Origin of the sequence: Lysobacter oculi, from assembly GCF_003293695.1 — a bacterium.
Classification (GTDB): Bacteria; Pseudomonadota; Gammaproteobacteria; order Xanthomonadales; family Xanthomonadaceae; genus Solilutibacter; species Solilutibacter oculi.
Genome location: NZ_CP029556.1, coordinates 2,218,789 through 2,233,496, shown reverse-complemented (window position 1 = coordinate 2,233,496; position 14,708 = coordinate 2,218,789). Strand labels below are relative to the sequence as shown.

Here is a 14,708-nt window from a genome sequence, read left to right as displayed (position 1 = left end):
ATGACGCGGGCTTAACCCGCCGCGCACCGGTATGTGCAAGGCCCGCTGGCTCAGGGCCGCTCCCACGCGGCGACCGGGCCGGGCACGCGCCGGAACAGCGGGTGGATGTCGATATCCACATCGCGCCACTGCCGGTGCAGCGCCGGATTGCGCACCGCCAGTTTCGCCAGCAGGTGGCCACGCTCGAAATCGAGCTGGCCGCTGGTCACATCGATGGCTTCGGCGTCGATGCGTGTCGCGAGCTTGCTGCGGTCGAAGCGGTAGCCACGCGCATCGGCTTCATCGACCACCGCGTGCAGGTAGGCGTCGATGGCATCGAGCGGTGCGGCATGCGCCTGGAAGCGCTGCAACTGCGGATGGTGACGATAGCCCCTGGTCTGGCCGTGCAGCACCTTGCGGGCGAGCAGGCCTTCGCGCCACAACGCCACCAGCCCCTGCGGGTCGAGGTGGCGCGGGTGCACGGACCAGAGCCGCATGGCTCAGGCGCTCAGGTGCTCGATCGCCGCCACGGCACCGAGCCGGTCGGCCAGTTTCTTCAGCAGCGCGAGGCGGTTGCCGCGCACCTCGGGGTCTTCGGCATTCACCATCACCTGGTCGAAGAACGCATCCACGCTCGGGCGCAGCGCGGCCAGCCGGGTCAGCACCGCGACGTAATCGCGGGCGGCCAGCGTGGCATCGGTATCGGCGAGCGCGGCGTGCAGCGCATCGGCCAGCGCGCGTTCGGCGTCTTCGGCGAACAACGCGGGTTCGACCGCCGCCGGCACGTCACCTTCGGCTTTCCTGAGGATGTTGCGGGCGCGCTTGTTGGCGGCGGCGAGCGCGGCCGCTTCGGGCAGTTTCGCGAAGGCACCGAGCGCGTTGAGGCGCGCATCGAAGTCGGTCAACGACGCCGGACGCAGCGCGGCGACCGCATCGAACTGCTGCGCGTTGAAGCCACGGTCTTCGTACCAGCTGCGCAGGCGGTCGAGGATGAAGTCCTGCAGTTCGCCCGCATCACTCGCGGTGACCGGCAGCGCGGCACCGGCCTGTTGCAGCCAAGCCGGCAAGTCGATGTCGATGCCCCCCTCAATCACCGTCCGCGCCAGGCCCAACGCATTCCGCCGCAGCGCGAACGGATCCTTGTTGCCGGTCGGCTTCAGGCCCGCGGCGAAACCACCCGCGAGCGTGTCCAGGCGTTCGGAGATCGCCAGCACCTGACCCAGCTTCGACGGTGCGATGTCGTCGCTGGCGTTGCGCGGCATCCAGCCTTCGTCGATCGCGGCGGACACTTCGCCGGGCTCGCCCATCGCACCGGCGTAGTAGCGGCCGGCGATGCCCTGCAGCTCCGGAAACTCGTTGACCATGCGCGACTGCAGGTCGGCCTTCGACAGCCCGGCGGCACGACGCGCCAGCGCCGCGTCCACGCCCACCTGCGGCGCGATGGCTTGGGCCAGCGCGGCGACGCGCGCGACCTTGTCGGCCATGCTGCCCAGCTTGTCCTGGTACTTCACCGTGGCCAGGCCGGCGTTCATCGAATCCAGGCCCTGCTTCAGGTCTTCCTCGTAGAAGAAGCGCGCGTCGGCGAAGCGCGGGCGGATGACCCGCTCGTAGCCCTTGCGCACCTGCGCCACGTCCTTCGACTCGATGTTGCTGGTGCCGATGAAATGCTCGCTGAGACGATGCTCGGCGGTCAGCACCGGGAAGAATTTCTGGTTCGCCTCCATGGTGGAGATCAGCGCTTCCTGCGGCACCTGCAGGAACTCGCGCTCGAACGTGCAGCGCACCGCCACCGGCCATTCGTTGAGGCCGTTGACTTCTTCCAGCAGCGACTGGTCGATGCGCACGATGCCGTCCACCTCGCGGGCGGCGGCCTCGGCCTGTTCGACGATGCGCGCGCGGCGTTCGTCGGGATCGACCAGCACCTTCGCCGCACGCAGCGCATCGACATAGGCGGCAGGCGACGAAATCACCACTTCGCCCGCCTGCATGAAGCGATGCCCGCGCGAGACACGCCCGGCGTCGATCTCCATCACCGCGCCCGGCGCGACGTCATCACCCAGCAGCATCACCAGCCAGTGCACCGGCCGCGCGAACGCGTACGTATGCGCGCCCCAGCGCATCGGCTTGGGGATCGGCATCGCGGCGATCGCCTCGGCCACGATCTCGGCCAGCAGCCCGCGCGTCGCCACGCCCGGCTTCACGCTGCGGTGGACGAAGCGCTCGCCCTTGGCGTCGCTGGTCTTTTCCAGCTGCGTCCAGTCGATGCCGGCCTTGGCCGCGAAACCTTCCAGCGCCTTGGTCGGCGCACCGTTCGCATCCAGCGCGATGTTGAGGTAAGGGCCGAGCACCTCGCTCTTCTGCTCGGGCTGCTCGGTGGCGACGCCCGGCAGCAGCACGGCCAGGCGGCGCGGCGTGTACAGCGGCTTGGCGCCGGTCGCGTCGAGCGCGATGCCGCGTTTTTCCAGCCCGCCGACGATGCCGTCGAAGAACGCCTGCGCCAGCCCCGGCAGCGCCTTGACCGGCAGTTCGTCGGTGCCCAGTTCGATCAGCAACGGCTGCATGTTCACGTTCGACATCACGCGGCCTCCTGCTTCGCGCCGGCGTTTTTCAAACCCGGAAAGCCCAGCTTCTCGCGCTGCGCGTAATAGCTTTCCGCCACCGCGCGCGACAGGTTGCGCACGCGCAGGATGTAGCGCTGGCGTTCGGTCACCGAAATTGCTCGGCGGGCGTCGAGCAGATTGAAACTGTGCGAGGCCTTCATCACCTGTTCGTAAGCGGGCAGCGGCAGGCCCACTTCGACCAGCTTCAGCGCCTCGCGCTCGCAGGCATCGAAGCGGTGGAACAGTTCATCCACATCGGCATGCTCGAAGTTGTAGGCGGATTGCTCGACTTCGTTCTGGTGGTAAACGTCGCGGTAATGCACCGGCGTGCCGTCCGGCCCGTAGGTCCAGACCAGGTCGAACACGTTGTCCACGTTCTGCAGGTACATGCACAGGCGCTCAAGACCGTAGGTGATCTCGCCCAGCACCGGCCGGCACTCCAGCCCGCCGGCCTGCTGGAACCAGGTGAACTGGGTGACTTCCATGCCGTTCAACCAGACTTCCCAGCCCAGGCCCCAGGCGCCGAGCGTCGGCGACTCCCAGTTGTCCTCGACCAGGCGCAGGTCGTGTACTTCGGGATCGACGCCGAGCGATTTCAGCGAGTCGAAATACAGCTCGACGATGTTGTCCGGCGACGGCTTCATCACCACCTGGTACTGGTAGTAGCGCTGCAGGCGGTTGGGGTTCTCGCCGTAGCGGCCATCGGTCGGGCGGCGCGAAGGCTGCACGTAGGCGGCGTTCCACGGCTCCGGCCCGAGCGCGCGCAGGAAGGTGGCGGGATGGAACGTGCCGGCGCCGACCTCGAGGTCGAGCGGCTGGATCAGCACGCAGCCCTGCCCGCCCCAGTAGGCGTTGAGGCGCTGGATCAGTCCCTGGAAGGTGATGTTGACGCGTTCGGCGGGCATCGCGATGGCCGGAAATTCGATTTCCTTAGTATAAGTGGCGCTATCGCCCCACCTGGATGCTCGTCGATGTCGTTGCCCTTCCTGATCCTGCAGACCGGCACCCCGGTGGCGATGATGCGGCGGCGTGGCGGCTTTCCGCACTGGATCCGCGTGGCCGCCGGCCTGCGTCCGGACGAGGCGGAGGTGGTGGATGTCGAATCGGGCGCGATGCCGCCTTCTCCGCGCCCCTACGCCGGGGTGATCGTGACCGGATCCGGCGCGATGGTCAGCGACCGCCTGCCCTGGAGCGAAGCCACCGCCGCATGGCTGCGCGATGCCATCGAAGGCGGCACGCCGGCCTTCGGCATCTGCTACGGCCACCAGCTGATCGCGCATGCGCTCGGCGGCGAAGTCGGCGACAACCCGGCCGGCCGCGAGATGGGCACGGTCGAGGCACACGTCACCGGAGCCGCATCGACCGACCCGCTGTTCGCCGACCTGCCCGCGTCCTTCCTGGTCCAGTCCACCCATCTGCAGACGGTGCTGTCGCCGCCCGCCGGTGCCGCGGTGCTGGCCACCACCGCGCAGGACCGCCACGCCGCGCTGCGTTTCCGCGATGCCGCCTGGGGTGTGCAGTTCCATCCGGAGTTCTCGGCGCGGCATATGCACGGCTATCTGCGTGCCCGCAGCGAAGCGCTCGCCGCCGAGGGCGCCGACCCGGCCGCCCGTCTGCGCGCGGTGCGGGCCACGCCCATCGCGCGCGGCATCCTGCGACAATTCGTGCGGCGCGCTTCACGCGCCATCGCCTAGCGTCCTCCCGCCGCCCCACCGAGTCCCCCGATGCAGATCCGTTCGCTTCCGCTGTCCCGCGCCTGGGCCTGGTTCCTGCAGGCGGTGAACCTGGGCGTGCGCAATCCGCGCGCGGTGTTCGGCGCGGCACTGCTGATGGTCGGCACGCTGACCATGCTGGCGTCGGGCGGCAGCCTGCTGGCCGGCCTGCTCAGCGCCGGCGGCACGCCCGGCACCGCGGCGCTGGCGATGATGCTGCTGACCCTGGTCGCGGTGTTCATGCTGGTGCCGGTGCTGATCGGCGGCCTGATGCACGTGATCCGCGAAACCGAGGCCGGCCGCCCGGTCCACGCCCGCGACCTGTTCGCGCCGTTCCGCAGCGGCCATGCCGGCCGGCTCGCCGCGTTCGGCAGCCTGCAGATCGGCGTGATGGCGCTCGGCACGCTGATTACCAGCCAGCTGGCCGGCAGCGACTACATGGCCGCCTACAACGAGGCGGTCAACGCCATCGTGCAACAGCAGCAGCCGGCACCGCTGCCCGCGCCGGCGCATCCGGGCCTGCTGTTCCTGTGGCAGATCGCCTTCAACTACTTCACCACCACGGTGCTGCTGCTCGGCATCGCGCTGGTGGCGCTGTCGGGCGCGCGCTTCGGTGCATCGGTGTTCGCCGCCGCCCGCGCGGCGCTGCGCAACCTCGGGCCCAACCTGCTGGCCGCCGTGCTGTTCTTCGGCGCGGTGATGGTGGCCGGGCTGGTGCTGTCGGTGGTCGGCAGCGTGGTGCTGCTGGTGATCGGCAAGCTGTTCGCGCCGCTCGCGGTATTGCTGGGGATGCTGCTCACGTTCGCCTTCATCACCGCCGTGCTGGTGGTGGTCTGCGGCGGCGGTTACCTGATCTGGCGCGACACCTTCGGTGACGAGGCCGCGCCGGAGCCGGCACCGGCCCCGCAGTCGCACCGCATCGAGGCCTGAGGCCTCAGCCCAGCAGCGCCGCCTGCATCGCCGACGACAGCGCGGCCACCGCCGCCCACGCGACCACCAGCGGCAGCAGCATCGCGACCGCCACCAGCAGCCAGCCCCAGGCCGGCACCCTGCGGGCTGCGCCAACCCACACCACCTGGGTGCCGGCGATGCGGTCATGCAGGGCGCGATGCCCGGGCGCCGATGCCGCCAGCAGATGGCCGATGTTGAGGCTGAGCCAGCTCAGCGTGCCGGCCAGATGCCGCGCCAGCGCGCGCCCCCACGACAACCGCGCACCCGTCGCGTCACGCGCTTCCAGCCCGAGCAGGCGCTTGCCGAAGGTGGCGCTTTTTTCACCACGCTCCAGCCAGGGCCAATAGAGCGCGCCGAGCAGCACGAAGACCGCCAGCGGCGGCCACAGCCATGCGTGCAGCGAGGTGACGACCGCGTGGATCGCCGGGCGGATCGGGCCATTGCTGGCGTAGAGCGCGGCGAGCATCGTCAGCGGATCGTCGCCGCGTTCGGCGGCTTCGCGCATCCAGCGGCCCATCGTGGTGCCGAGCGCCTGCCAGCGTTCGACCAGCGCCGGCCAACGCGCACCGGGCAGCCACATCGACATGCCGATCGTCATCAATCCGACGATGCCGGCATCCACCAGCCACGCCACCGTGCGCGGCCACAGGCCGGCCGGCAGGCGCGGCGCCGGTTCAACGGGCGGCGGGGTCGGCGGCATCGCGCGGGCGCGGCGCGACCATCCGCGCGGCGATGATCCCGGCCTCGTAGAGCAGGCACATCGGCAGCGCCATCATCACCATCGACAGGCCGTCGCCGGGGGTGATGATCATGGCGATGAAGAAGATGGCGATGATCGCGTAGCCGCGCGCACCGGCCAGCTGTTTCGGCGTGACCCAGCCCAGCAGCACCAGGATCACCAGCGCCACCGGCACCTCGAAGCTGAAACCCGATGCCAGCGCGATCACCGCGACGAAATCCAGATAGCGCGCGATGTCCGGCATCATCACCACGCCTTCGGGCTTGGTGACGGCGAGGAACTTGAACATCACCGGCAGCAGCACGAAGTAGGCGAACGCGCAGCCGGCGTAGAAGAGCAGCATCGACGACACCAGCAACGGCGCGGCCACGCGCTTCTCGCGGCGGTACAGGCCGGGCGCGATGAAGGCCCAGGCCTGGTAGAGCAGCACCGGCGCGGCGGCGAGGATCGCGAGATACAGCGCCAGCCGCAGCGGCGTGGAGAACGGCGTCAGCGGATCGGTGGCGATCAGCTGGCTGCCCTTCGGCAGCGCGGCGAGCATGGGCGCGGCGAGCTCGCTGTAGAGCCGGTCGCTGAAGATCGCGAACAGCGCGAACAGCGCGATCACCGCGACCGTCACCTTGACCAGCCGCGCGCGCAGCTCGAACAGATGGGACAGCCAGCCGCCGCTCGCGTTTGCTTCGGCCATGTCAGGCGTCGTCGCGCTTGGGGTCGGGCGAGGCGGCTTCGTCCGGCTTTCCGGCTTCGGCGTCGGGCGCGGGCGTGGCCTCGCTTTCGATGGCCGGGGAGGCGGCTTCGCCGGCCTGCGTCGGCGGCGGATCCAGCCGCGCCTGCCGGGCCACCGCATCGACCTCGTCGATGCTCTCGCGCATCGAGGCCTGGAAGTCCTGCATCGCCGCGCGGGTGGCGTCGATGCTCTTCTTCAACTCCTCGTCGGCCAGTTCGCGCTCGAACTGCATCTTCACTTCATGCCAGTGGGCGCGGGCGCGGCGCACCCACAGCCCGGCGAACTGCGCGGCACGCGGCAGGCGCTCGGGGCCGAGCACCAGCAGGGCCACCACGGCCAGGATGATGAGTTCGGGGAAGCTGATTTCAAACATGGCGACGGTTGTCGCGGGACGTCAGGAATCGCGCGGCGGCACGCGGTCCTGCTTGGCCTCGTCGCGCGCCTGGCTGTTGGCGGCGTCGTCGTGCGGCAGGCGGTCCGGTTCGGACATGCCCTTCTTGAAGCCCTTGACCGCGCCGCCCAGGTCTTCGCCGATGTTGCGCAGGCGCTTGGCGCCGAACACCACCAGCACGATGACCAGCAGGATGAGGAGTTCTTTCCAACCGATCATGGCAGGGCCTAATAGAAGATGTGGGGGCGCACAGGATAGCGCAGGGCCGTCGCGCGGGCCCCGCGGCGCTTACGGCAGCGGCGTGGTCTTGACCTCGTCCTCGGCCTTCTTCGCCGGCTCGGCGGGCGTGGCGGCGGCGGCCGAACCGGCAGCGGCGGCGGCGGTCGTCGCCGGGGCGGCGGGCGCCACGCGCGGCGTCTCGCCCTCGTTGCGGCGGGCGCGGGCGGTGGCGGTGGCTTCCTCCAGCGCATCGCGCAGGGCGACGACCGGGGTGCTGGCGGCCTGCGGCGAACGGCCTTCGAAGATCATCCGCGGCGTGGCGCCTTGGCCGTAGACGGCCTGGTTGGCGTCGTCATCGATGCGCAGGACCGCGCCGTCCAGCGCGATGCCGGCGAACAGCCCGCGCGCGCGCGACCACGACCAGATCTCGGCCTTCAGCTGGCCGTCGGTGGCGGCGGCGGCGCTGCGGCCGACCGGGCCGGCGGCGACCGAGGCATCCGCGCCCAGGGTGAACTTGCCGTTGACGATGTCGGCCAGGCCGCGGTCGCTGCGGAACACCAGCACCACGTCGGCCGACTGCACGCCGGCCTGGAAGCCCACGCTGCCGCCGACCAGCTTGACGAAGGCCGGCTGCGACCAGCTGCCGTCGGGGTTCTTCACCGACATCAGGCCCAGCCCGCGCCGACCGCCGAAGACCAGCCCGGCCTTGATGGTGTCCGGCACCACGACAATCCCGCGCGCCTCGTCCAGCAGCTTGTCGGGGATGGCGGATTCCGGGATCGCCAGGCTTTCGTTGAGCACGCGCACGGCGTTGCGGGCGCGGGCGTCCTCGACCTCGCCGGCGAAGGCGGGCGCGGTGGCAAGCAGGACGGCGAGGGCCAGGGCGGCTCGGCGCATCGGGAATCTCCGGACAGTCTGAATCCCCCGAGGATAGCCGCAGCCCCTGCGCACTACCCGGCCCGGAGGTGAACCAAGGCGGCCGCACGCCGGCGCACGGTATCCTTCGCGCCCATGCCTGATCCCGCCCCCCACGCCGCGCCGCGCGGCCTTGTTCTGGTCAACCTGGGCACGCCCGAGTCGGCCACGCCGGACGCCGTGCGCCGCTACCTGCGCGAGTTCCTGACCGACAGGCGCGTGGTGCAGATCCCGCACATCGTCTGGAAGCCGTTGCTCGATTTGGTCATCCTGCCGCGCCGCAGCCCGGTGGTGGCGGAGAAATACGCCGAGATCTGGATGGATGGCGGCTCGCCGCTGCGCGCCTACACCGAGCGCCTGGCCGCCGCCGTGCAGGCACGGCTGCCGGCGTGGCGCGTGCGCGCGGCGATGCGCTACGGCACTCCGGCCTTCGCCGACGCGGTCGAAGCCCTGCAGGCCCAGGGCGTGCGCGAGATCGTGGTGCTGCCGCTGTATCCGCAGTATTCGACCACCACCACCGGCTCGGTGGAGGATGCGGTGGCGGCGATCCGCGCGCGCCTGCCCGGTCTCCGCATCGACCTCATCCCCGACTACCACCGCGATACGCGCTGGGTGGCGGCGGTGGCGGATTCGATCCGCGCGCACTGGGCCACGCACGGTCGCGGCGACCGGCTGCTGCTGTCGTTCCACGGTATTCCGGAACGGCTGGTCCGCGCCGGCGACCCGTATGCGGCGCAGTGCGAGGCCGGCACGCAGGCCATCGCCGCGGCACTGGGCCTCGATCGCGACGACCTCCTGCTGACCTACCAGTCGCGCTTCGGCCGCGAGCGCTGGCTGCAGCCCTACACGCTGACCACCGTCGAGCAACTGGGGCGCGAAGGCGTGCGCACGCTGGATGTCGCCTGCCCCGGCTTCGCGGTCGACTGCCTGGAAACGCTGGAGGAAATCGCGATGCAGAACGCGGACGCCTTCCGCGCGGCGGGCGGCGGCGAATTCCGCTACATCCCCTGCCTCAACGACGGCGCGGCGCACGCCGAAGCGCTGGCGGCGATTGCCGGGGACGTGGCCGCATGAGCATCGAACTGCACGACCTCCACATCGACATTCCGCTCGGGCGCATCACCGGGCTGCGCGGCGGTCGCGCCGGGGCGCCGCGCGTGCTCGCCCTGCACGGCTGGCTGGACAACGCCGCGAGCTTCGTGCCGCTGGCGGCCCATCTGGGCGACATCGAACTCATCGCCATCGACCTGCCGGGCCACGGCCACAGCGTGCACCTGCCGGCCGGCGCGCATTACACCTTCGAACTCGCCGTCCACCACGTGCTGGATGTCGCCGATGCGCTGGGCTGGGACACGTTCCGCCTGCTCGGGCATTCGATGGGCGCGGGGATCAGCAGCCTGGTCGCGGCGGCGGTGCCGCAACGCATCGAGCGGCTGGTCTGCATCGAGGCGCTCGGCGGCCTGTCGCAGCCGGCCGATGAAACCGCCAACCGGCTGCGCGATTCGGTGGCGGCGTCGCGCGCGCTCGGGGCCAAGCCGCTGCGCGTGTTCGCCAACGCCGAGCCGGCGATCCACGCCCGCATGCGTGCCAACCAGATGAGCGAGCCGGTGGCGCGGCTGATCGTGGAACGCGGCCTGCGGACCGTGCCCGGCGGCTTCGAGTGGTCCAGCGACCAGCGGCTGACCGTGCCGACCTTCATCCGCCCGGTGGATGCGCAGATCGAGGCGCTGATCGCCGGCATCGACTGCGAGACGCGGGTGATCTTTGCCGATCCGGCCCAGCCCTACCTGCCGGACGACGTGCGCCGCCGTTACGCCGCCTGCCTGCCGCGCGGCGAACTCTTCGTCATGCCCGGCACCCACCACCTGCACATGGAAACGCCGGTGCCGGTGGCCGAGATCGTGCGGGATTTCCTGGCGGGCTGAGGCCGCATGGCGCTGCGTCATGCGCTGCACCGCGTCCGCATGGGTCCCTGACCGGCGGTGCCGACCCTTTCCAGGGCAGCGATGGGACTTTTTTGCCCATCGCCGGGACTTTTCAGGTCAGCGATGGGGCTTTTTGGGTCAGTGATGAGACTTTTTGCCCCATCGATGGGGCTTTTCAGGCCATCACTGGCGCTTTTTGCGCCATCGACGGGACATTTTCTGACTCAACCGGGAATTTTTCCGACCCCCGTGCCGGTCGATGACGGCCCGCGCTCCGCCCGGCCTGGATCAGCGCCTTATTCCACTTCCTCCGGCGGCGCCTGCACGCTGTCCGGGTCCACCGCCAGCTTGCCGGCCAGCAGCACCGCCTGGGTGCGGTTGCTGGCGCCGAGCTTGCGCAGGATCGCGGTCATATGCGCCTTGATGGTGGCTTCGGACACGCCCAGGTCGTAGGCGATCTGCTTGTTGAGCAGGCCGGTGGCGAGCATCTGCAGGACGCGGAACTGCTGCGGGGTGAGTTCGCTGACCCGGCGCGCGATGTCGCGTTCAGCGGCATCGGCGGCGGGCGTGGCACGCAGGGCCGCTTCGGGCGCCCAGCGCTCGCCATCGAGCACATCGCGCAGCGCGGTGCCGATGGTCGCGGCATCCGCCGACTTCGGGATGAAGCCCATCGCGCCGTGGTCCAGCGCACGGCGCATCAACGCCGGCTCCTCGCGGGCGGAGACCATCACCACCGGCAGCTGCGGGTGCTTGGCGCGCAGATGCACCAGCGCGGACAGGCCCTGCACGCCGGGCATGGTCAGGTCGAGCAGCAGCAGGTCGGCATCCGGGGCGGCATCGACCATGCCATACAGGCCGTCGGCGTCCTCGGCCTCGCGCAGCACGGCTTCGGGCAGCAGGCGGTGGATCGCACCACGCAGCGCCTCGCGGAACAGCGGGTGGTCGTCGGCGATCAGGATCAGCGGCATCCATCGATGATGCCTGATCGTCTCCCGCCGCGCCGGGGGCACGACGGGTCCGCCCACTCAGCCCTTCGCGTGCAACCGCTCGCGCACCAGCGAATCCACCACCGACGGATCGGCGAGCGTCGAGGTGTCGCCGAGCTGGTCGGGCGCGTTCTCGGCGATCTTGCGCAGGATGCGGCGCATGATCTTGCCGCTGCGGGTCTTGGGCAGGCTCGGCGCCCACTGGAGATGGTCGAGGCTGGCGATCGGCCCGATCGCCTTGCGCACGTGGCCGTTGAGCTCCTTCTTCAGCTCGTCGCTGGGCGTCTCGCCGTCCTTCAGGGTCACGTAGGCGTACACGCCCTGGCCCTTGATGTCGTGCGGGAAGCCGACCACCGCCGCCTCGGCCACCTTGGGATGCGCGACCAGCGCGCTTTCCAGTTCTGCGGTGCCGATGCGGTGGCCGCTGACGTTGATCACGTCGTCCACGCGGCCGGTGATCCAGTAGTAGCCGTCCTCGTCGCGGCGGCAGCCGTCGCTGGTGAAGTAGGTGCCGGGATAGGTCTTGAAATAGGTGTCGATGAAGCGCTGGTGGTCGCCGTACACCGTGCGCATCTGCGCCGGCCAGGAATCGAGCAGCACCAGGTTGCCTTCCACCGCGCCTTCCAGGATCTGGCCGTTGGCGTCCACCAGCGCCGGGCGCACGCCGGGCAGCGGCAGGGTGGCCGAGCCGGGCTTGAGGTCGGTGGCGCCCGGCAACGGCGAGATCAGCGTGCCACCGGTCTCGGTCTGCCACCACGTGTCGACGATCGGGCAGCGTTCCTCGCCGACCACCGTGTGGTACCAGCGCCAGGCTTCCGGGTTGATCGGCTCGCCCACGCTGCCGAGCAGGCGCAGCGACTTGCGCGAAGTGCGCTTCACCGCGTGGTCGCCTTCGCGCATCAGCGCGCGGATCGCGGTGGGCGCGGTGTAGAAGATCGTCACCTGGTGCTTGTCGACCACCTCCCAGAAGCGCGAGGCGTTGGGCCAGCTCGGGATGCCCTCGAACATCACCGTGGTCGCGCCGTTGGCCAGCGGGCCATAGACGATGTAGCTGTGGCCGGTGATCCAGCCCACGTCCGCCGTGCACCAGTAGACGTCGTCGGGCTTGAGGTCGAAGACGATGTCGTGGGTGTAGGCGCTGTACACCAGGTAGCCGCCGGTGGTGTGCAGCACGCCCTTCGGTTTGCCGGTGGACCCCGAGGTGTAGAGGATGAACAGCGGGTCCTCCGCGTTCATGCGTTCCGGCTCGCACTTCGTCGGCTGGTCGGCGACCAGCTTGTGCCACCACACGTCGCGGCGGGTGTCGAAGTCGATGCTGCCGTCGGTGTGGCGCAGCACGATGACCTTCTCCACCGACTCGGTGCCCGGCAGCTTGAGCGCGGCGTCCACGTTGGCCTTGAGCGGCACGGTCTTGCCGCCGCGCCGGCCTTCGTCGGCGGTGATGATCAGCCGGCTCTGGCTGTCGCCCACGCGGTCGGCGATGGAATGCGGCGCGAAGCCGCCGAACACCACCGTGTGCACCGCGCCGATGCGCGCGCAGGCGAGCATGGCCACCGCCGCATCGGGAATCATCGGCAGATAGATCGTCACCACGTCGCCCTTCCTCACCCCGAGCGAGCGCAACGCATTGGCCAGCCGGTTCACCCTCAGCGAGAGTTCGCGGTAGCTGATCTTCTCCGCCGGCGTCGCCGGGTCGTCGGGCTCGAACAGGATCGCGGTCTTCTCGCCGTGCTCGCGCAGGTGGCGGTCGATGCAGTTGACGCTGGCATTGAGCTCGCCGTCCTCGTACCACTTGATGCGGAAATCGGCGAGGTCGAAGCTGACGTTGCGGATGATCGTCGGCTTCTTCATCCATTCGATGCGGTCGGCGATGCGGCCCCAGAATGCGTCGGGGTCGGCCTCGGCCTCGGCGTAGTCGCGCACGTAGTCGCGGTGGCGCATGTTGGCCTTGGCGGCGAAATGGGCCGGGGCGTGGATGCTGTCTGCGGGCCTGGACATGGCGGTCTCCCGAAGGTGTGGCAGGTGGGATCGAGTGTGCAACAGTCCATACGATGCGCGCGTTAGACGATGGTCGATGCTGCGCTGCAGCTTCGACCATCGGCGAATAGGCGCGCCGCCCCGATGCGCGGAACCTCGGCCCACGCATTCCATGCGAGGGATCCCCGATGAACACGACGAAACGACCTGCGACGCGGCGCGCCCGGCTGAGCCTGTGCGTGGCGATCGCGCTGCTGGCGCCCGGCGTGGCGCTGGCGCAGAGCGCGAAGGAGAAGGAACTGGAGGCGCGCATCGCGCAGCTGGAGAAGACGGTGGCCGCGCTGACCGCCGCGCAGCAGCAGACCCAGGTGGACGTGGCCGATGCCCGCCAGCAGGCGGTGGAGGCGAAGGCCGGCGCCGAGAAGGTGCGCGTGGCGCAGACGCAGGCGGCCAGCCCGATCCAGCCCGGCACGATCCTGCCCGCCGCCGCGCGCGGCACCACGTTCGGCTATGGCGGCTTCATCAAGATGGAAGCGATGGTCACCGACACCGACGCCGGCAAGATCGCCGATGGCGGCGCCGGACGCATGTTCCACCTGCCGGCCTCGATCCCGGTTGGCGGCACGGCGGCGGTCGATCCGTACACCGACTTCGGCGCGCAGTTCTCGCGCTTCTGGTTCAGCGCCGACCACGTCGCCGACGGCCACAAGGTCAAGGCCTACATCGAGGCCGACTTCTTCGGCGGCGGCAGCGCCAACCTCGGCAACGAGACCGCCACCAACACCCACGGCGTGACCGTGCGCCAGGCCTATGTCAGCTGGAACGAATGGCTGGCCGGGCAAAGCTGGTCCAACTTCATGGACACCTCGGCGCTGCCGGACGCGGTGGATTTCGTCGGCGTCACCGACGGCACCATCTTCGTGCGGCAGGCGCAGCTGCGTTACACCAAGGGGCCGTGGTCGTTCTCGCTGGAGAACCCGCAGACCACCGTGCAGAACAGCAGCGCGCGTTTCAACAGCGGGGACAACGCCTTTCCCGATGCCACCGCGCGCTGGCAGAAGAAGGGCGACTGGGGCCACTTTTCGGTGGCCGCGCTGCTGCGCCAGTACAAGGTGCCGACCGACTACGCGCAAAGCGCGTCGGTCAGCGTGTCGGGCCGCTTCAACATCGGCAGGAACGACGACATCCGCTACGCGATCAATGCCGGCGACGGGCTGGGCCGCTATCTCGGCTTCGGCATCGCGCCCGACGTGGCGATCGACGCACGCGGCGAGCTGCATCCGGTCGGCGCGGTCGGCGGCTTCATCAGCTGGCGCCATGCCTTCAACGCCAAGCTGCGCGGCAATCTGATGTTCGCTGCCGCGCGCTTCGACAACGACACCAATCTCACCGGCCTCGGCATCACCCGCGGCACGGAATCGCTCCACGCCAACCTGATCTATTCGCCGATCCCCAGGCTGGATGTCGGCGCGGAACTCGGCTGGGGCCGGCGCACGCTGGAGAGCGGTGCGGAAGGCGACATCAAGCGCATCCACACCACGGTGAAGTACAGCTTCTGAAGCCATCACGCGCAGCCGCGCACGGAGG

The 14,708-nt window shown here is 69.9% G+C and carries 15 protein-coding genes; 5 read left to right on the top strand and 10 right to left on the bottom strand.

Annotated elements, in window-relative coordinates; all coding sequences use genetic code 11:
- Positions 1-50: 50 nt before the first annotated feature.
- From DCD74_RS10780 to glyQ, 3 genes are read right to left on the bottom strand one after another with little or no spacing between them, the layout of a single operon-like run.
- Entirely contained in the window at positions 51-476 is a 426-nt protein-coding gene (locus tag DCD74_RS10780; protein ID WP_112927314.1) for a pyrimidine dimer DNA glycosylase/endonuclease V, read from the bottom strand.
- A 3-nt stretch (positions 477-479) separates the two neighbouring features.
- The gene (glyS, locus tag DCD74_RS10775; protein WP_112927313.1) at positions 480-2,555 is read right to left on the bottom strand and encodes a glycine--tRNA ligase subunit beta; all 2,076 of its coding nucleotides are present in this window, start codon (positions 2,553-2,555) and stop codon (positions 480-482) included.
- The gene (glyQ, locus tag DCD74_RS10770) at positions 2,555-3,484 is read right to left on the bottom strand and encodes a glycine--tRNA ligase subunit alpha (protein ID WP_112927312.1); all 930 of its coding nucleotides are present in this window, start codon (positions 3,482-3,484) and stop codon (positions 2,555-2,557) included. Before glyQ ends, glyS begins: the two co-directional genes overlap by 1 nt.
- Before the next feature lie 66 nt (positions 3,485-3,550).
- Between glyQ and DCD74_RS10765 the strand changes: the two genes are divergently transcribed.
- Both DCD74_RS10765 and DCD74_RS10760 read left to right on the top strand, forming a co-directional pair.
- Entirely contained in the window at positions 3,551-4,273 is a 723-nt protein-coding gene (locus DCD74_RS10765; protein WP_112927311.1) for a glutamine amidotransferase, read from the top strand.
- A gap of 30 nt (positions 4,274-4,303) precedes the next feature.
- Positions 4,304-5,221 carry a hypothetical protein gene (locus DCD74_RS10760; protein ID WP_112927310.1) on the top strand — a complete coding sequence of 306 codons (918 nt, stop codon included), beginning with the start codon at positions 4,304-4,306 and terminating at the stop codon, positions 5,219-5,221.
- A 4-nt stretch (positions 5,222-5,225) separates the two neighbouring features.
- Here DCD74_RS10760 and DCD74_RS10755 read toward each other — a convergent pair whose 3' ends face one another.
- The 5 genes from DCD74_RS10755 to DCD74_RS10735 all read right to left on the bottom strand — a co-directional run bounded on the left by DCD74_RS10755 (position 5,226) and on the right by DCD74_RS10735 (position 8,215).
- Positions 5,226-5,942 (bottom strand): RDD family protein, encoded by a 717-nt coding sequence (locus DCD74_RS10755; RefSeq protein WP_112927309.1) that lies wholly within the window; start codon positions 5,940-5,942, stop codon positions 5,226-5,228.
- Positions 5,917-6,669 (bottom strand): twin-arginine translocase subunit TatC, encoded by a 753-nt coding sequence (tatC, locus tag DCD74_RS10750; RefSeq protein WP_112927308.1) that lies wholly within the window; start codon positions 6,667-6,669, stop codon positions 5,917-5,919. Before tatC ends, DCD74_RS10755 begins: the two co-directional genes overlap by 26 nt.
- A gap of 1 nt (position 6,670) precedes the next feature.
- Positions 6,671-7,081, bottom strand: a complete 411-nt coding sequence (gene tatB / locus DCD74_RS10745; RefSeq protein ID WP_112927307.1) for a Sec-independent protein translocase protein TatB — start codon at positions 7,079-7,081, stop codon at positions 6,671-6,673.
- 21 nt (positions 7,082-7,102) lie between these two features.
- Complete coding sequence (tatA, locus tag DCD74_RS10740; RefSeq protein ID WP_112927306.1) at positions 7,103-7,318, bottom strand: twin-arginine translocase TatA/TatE family subunit; 216 nt, start codon at positions 7,316-7,318, stop codon at positions 7,103-7,105.
- A 69-nt stretch (positions 7,319-7,387) separates the two neighbouring features.
- The gene (locus tag DCD74_RS10735; RefSeq protein ID WP_112927305.1) at positions 7,388-8,215 is read right to left on the bottom strand and encodes a lipid-binding SYLF domain-containing protein; all 828 of its coding nucleotides are present in this window, start codon (positions 8,213-8,215) and stop codon (positions 7,388-7,390) included.
- 114 nt (positions 8,216-8,329) lie between these two features.
- Here DCD74_RS10735 and hemH point away from each other — a divergent pair, with 114 nt between their 5' ends.
- Together hemH and DCD74_RS10725 are read left to right on the top strand one after the other, a co-directional pair.
- A complete protein-coding gene (gene hemH, locus DCD74_RS10730; RefSeq protein WP_112927304.1) occupies positions 8,330-9,307 on the top strand; it encodes a ferrochelatase in 978 nt (325 codons plus the stop codon).
- 8 nt (positions 9,308-9,315) lie between these two features.
- The gene (locus DCD74_RS10725) at positions 9,316-10,158 is read left to right on the top strand and encodes an alpha/beta fold hydrolase (protein ID WP_407072238.1); all 843 of its coding nucleotides are present in this window, start codon (positions 9,316-9,318) and stop codon (positions 10,156-10,158) included.
- A gap of 296 nt (positions 10,159-10,454) precedes the next feature.
- Here DCD74_RS10725 and DCD74_RS10720 read toward each other — a convergent pair whose 3' ends face one another.
- Together DCD74_RS10720 and acs are read right to left on the bottom strand one after the other, a co-directional pair.
- Positions 10,455-11,126 carry a response regulator transcription factor gene (locus tag DCD74_RS10720; RefSeq protein ID WP_112927302.1) on the bottom strand — a complete coding sequence of 224 codons (672 nt, stop codon included), beginning with the start codon at positions 11,124-11,126 and terminating at the stop codon, positions 10,455-10,457.
- Between the two features lie 57 nt (positions 11,127-11,183).
- Positions 11,184-13,085: an acetate--CoA ligase gene (acs, locus tag DCD74_RS10715; protein ID WP_237049713.1), complete on the bottom strand. Its 1,902-nt coding sequence runs from the start codon at positions 13,083-13,085 to the stop codon at positions 11,184-11,186.
- Positions 13,086-13,309: 224 nt separating this feature from the next.
- Here acs and DCD74_RS10710 point away from each other — a divergent pair, with 224 nt between their 5' ends.
- On the top strand, positions 13,310-14,680 hold the full coding sequence (locus tag DCD74_RS10710; RefSeq protein WP_112927300.1) for a DcaP family trimeric outer membrane transporter: 1,371 nt from the start codon (positions 13,310-13,312) through the stop codon (positions 14,678-14,680).
- Positions 14,681-14,708: the final 28 nt, after the last annotated feature.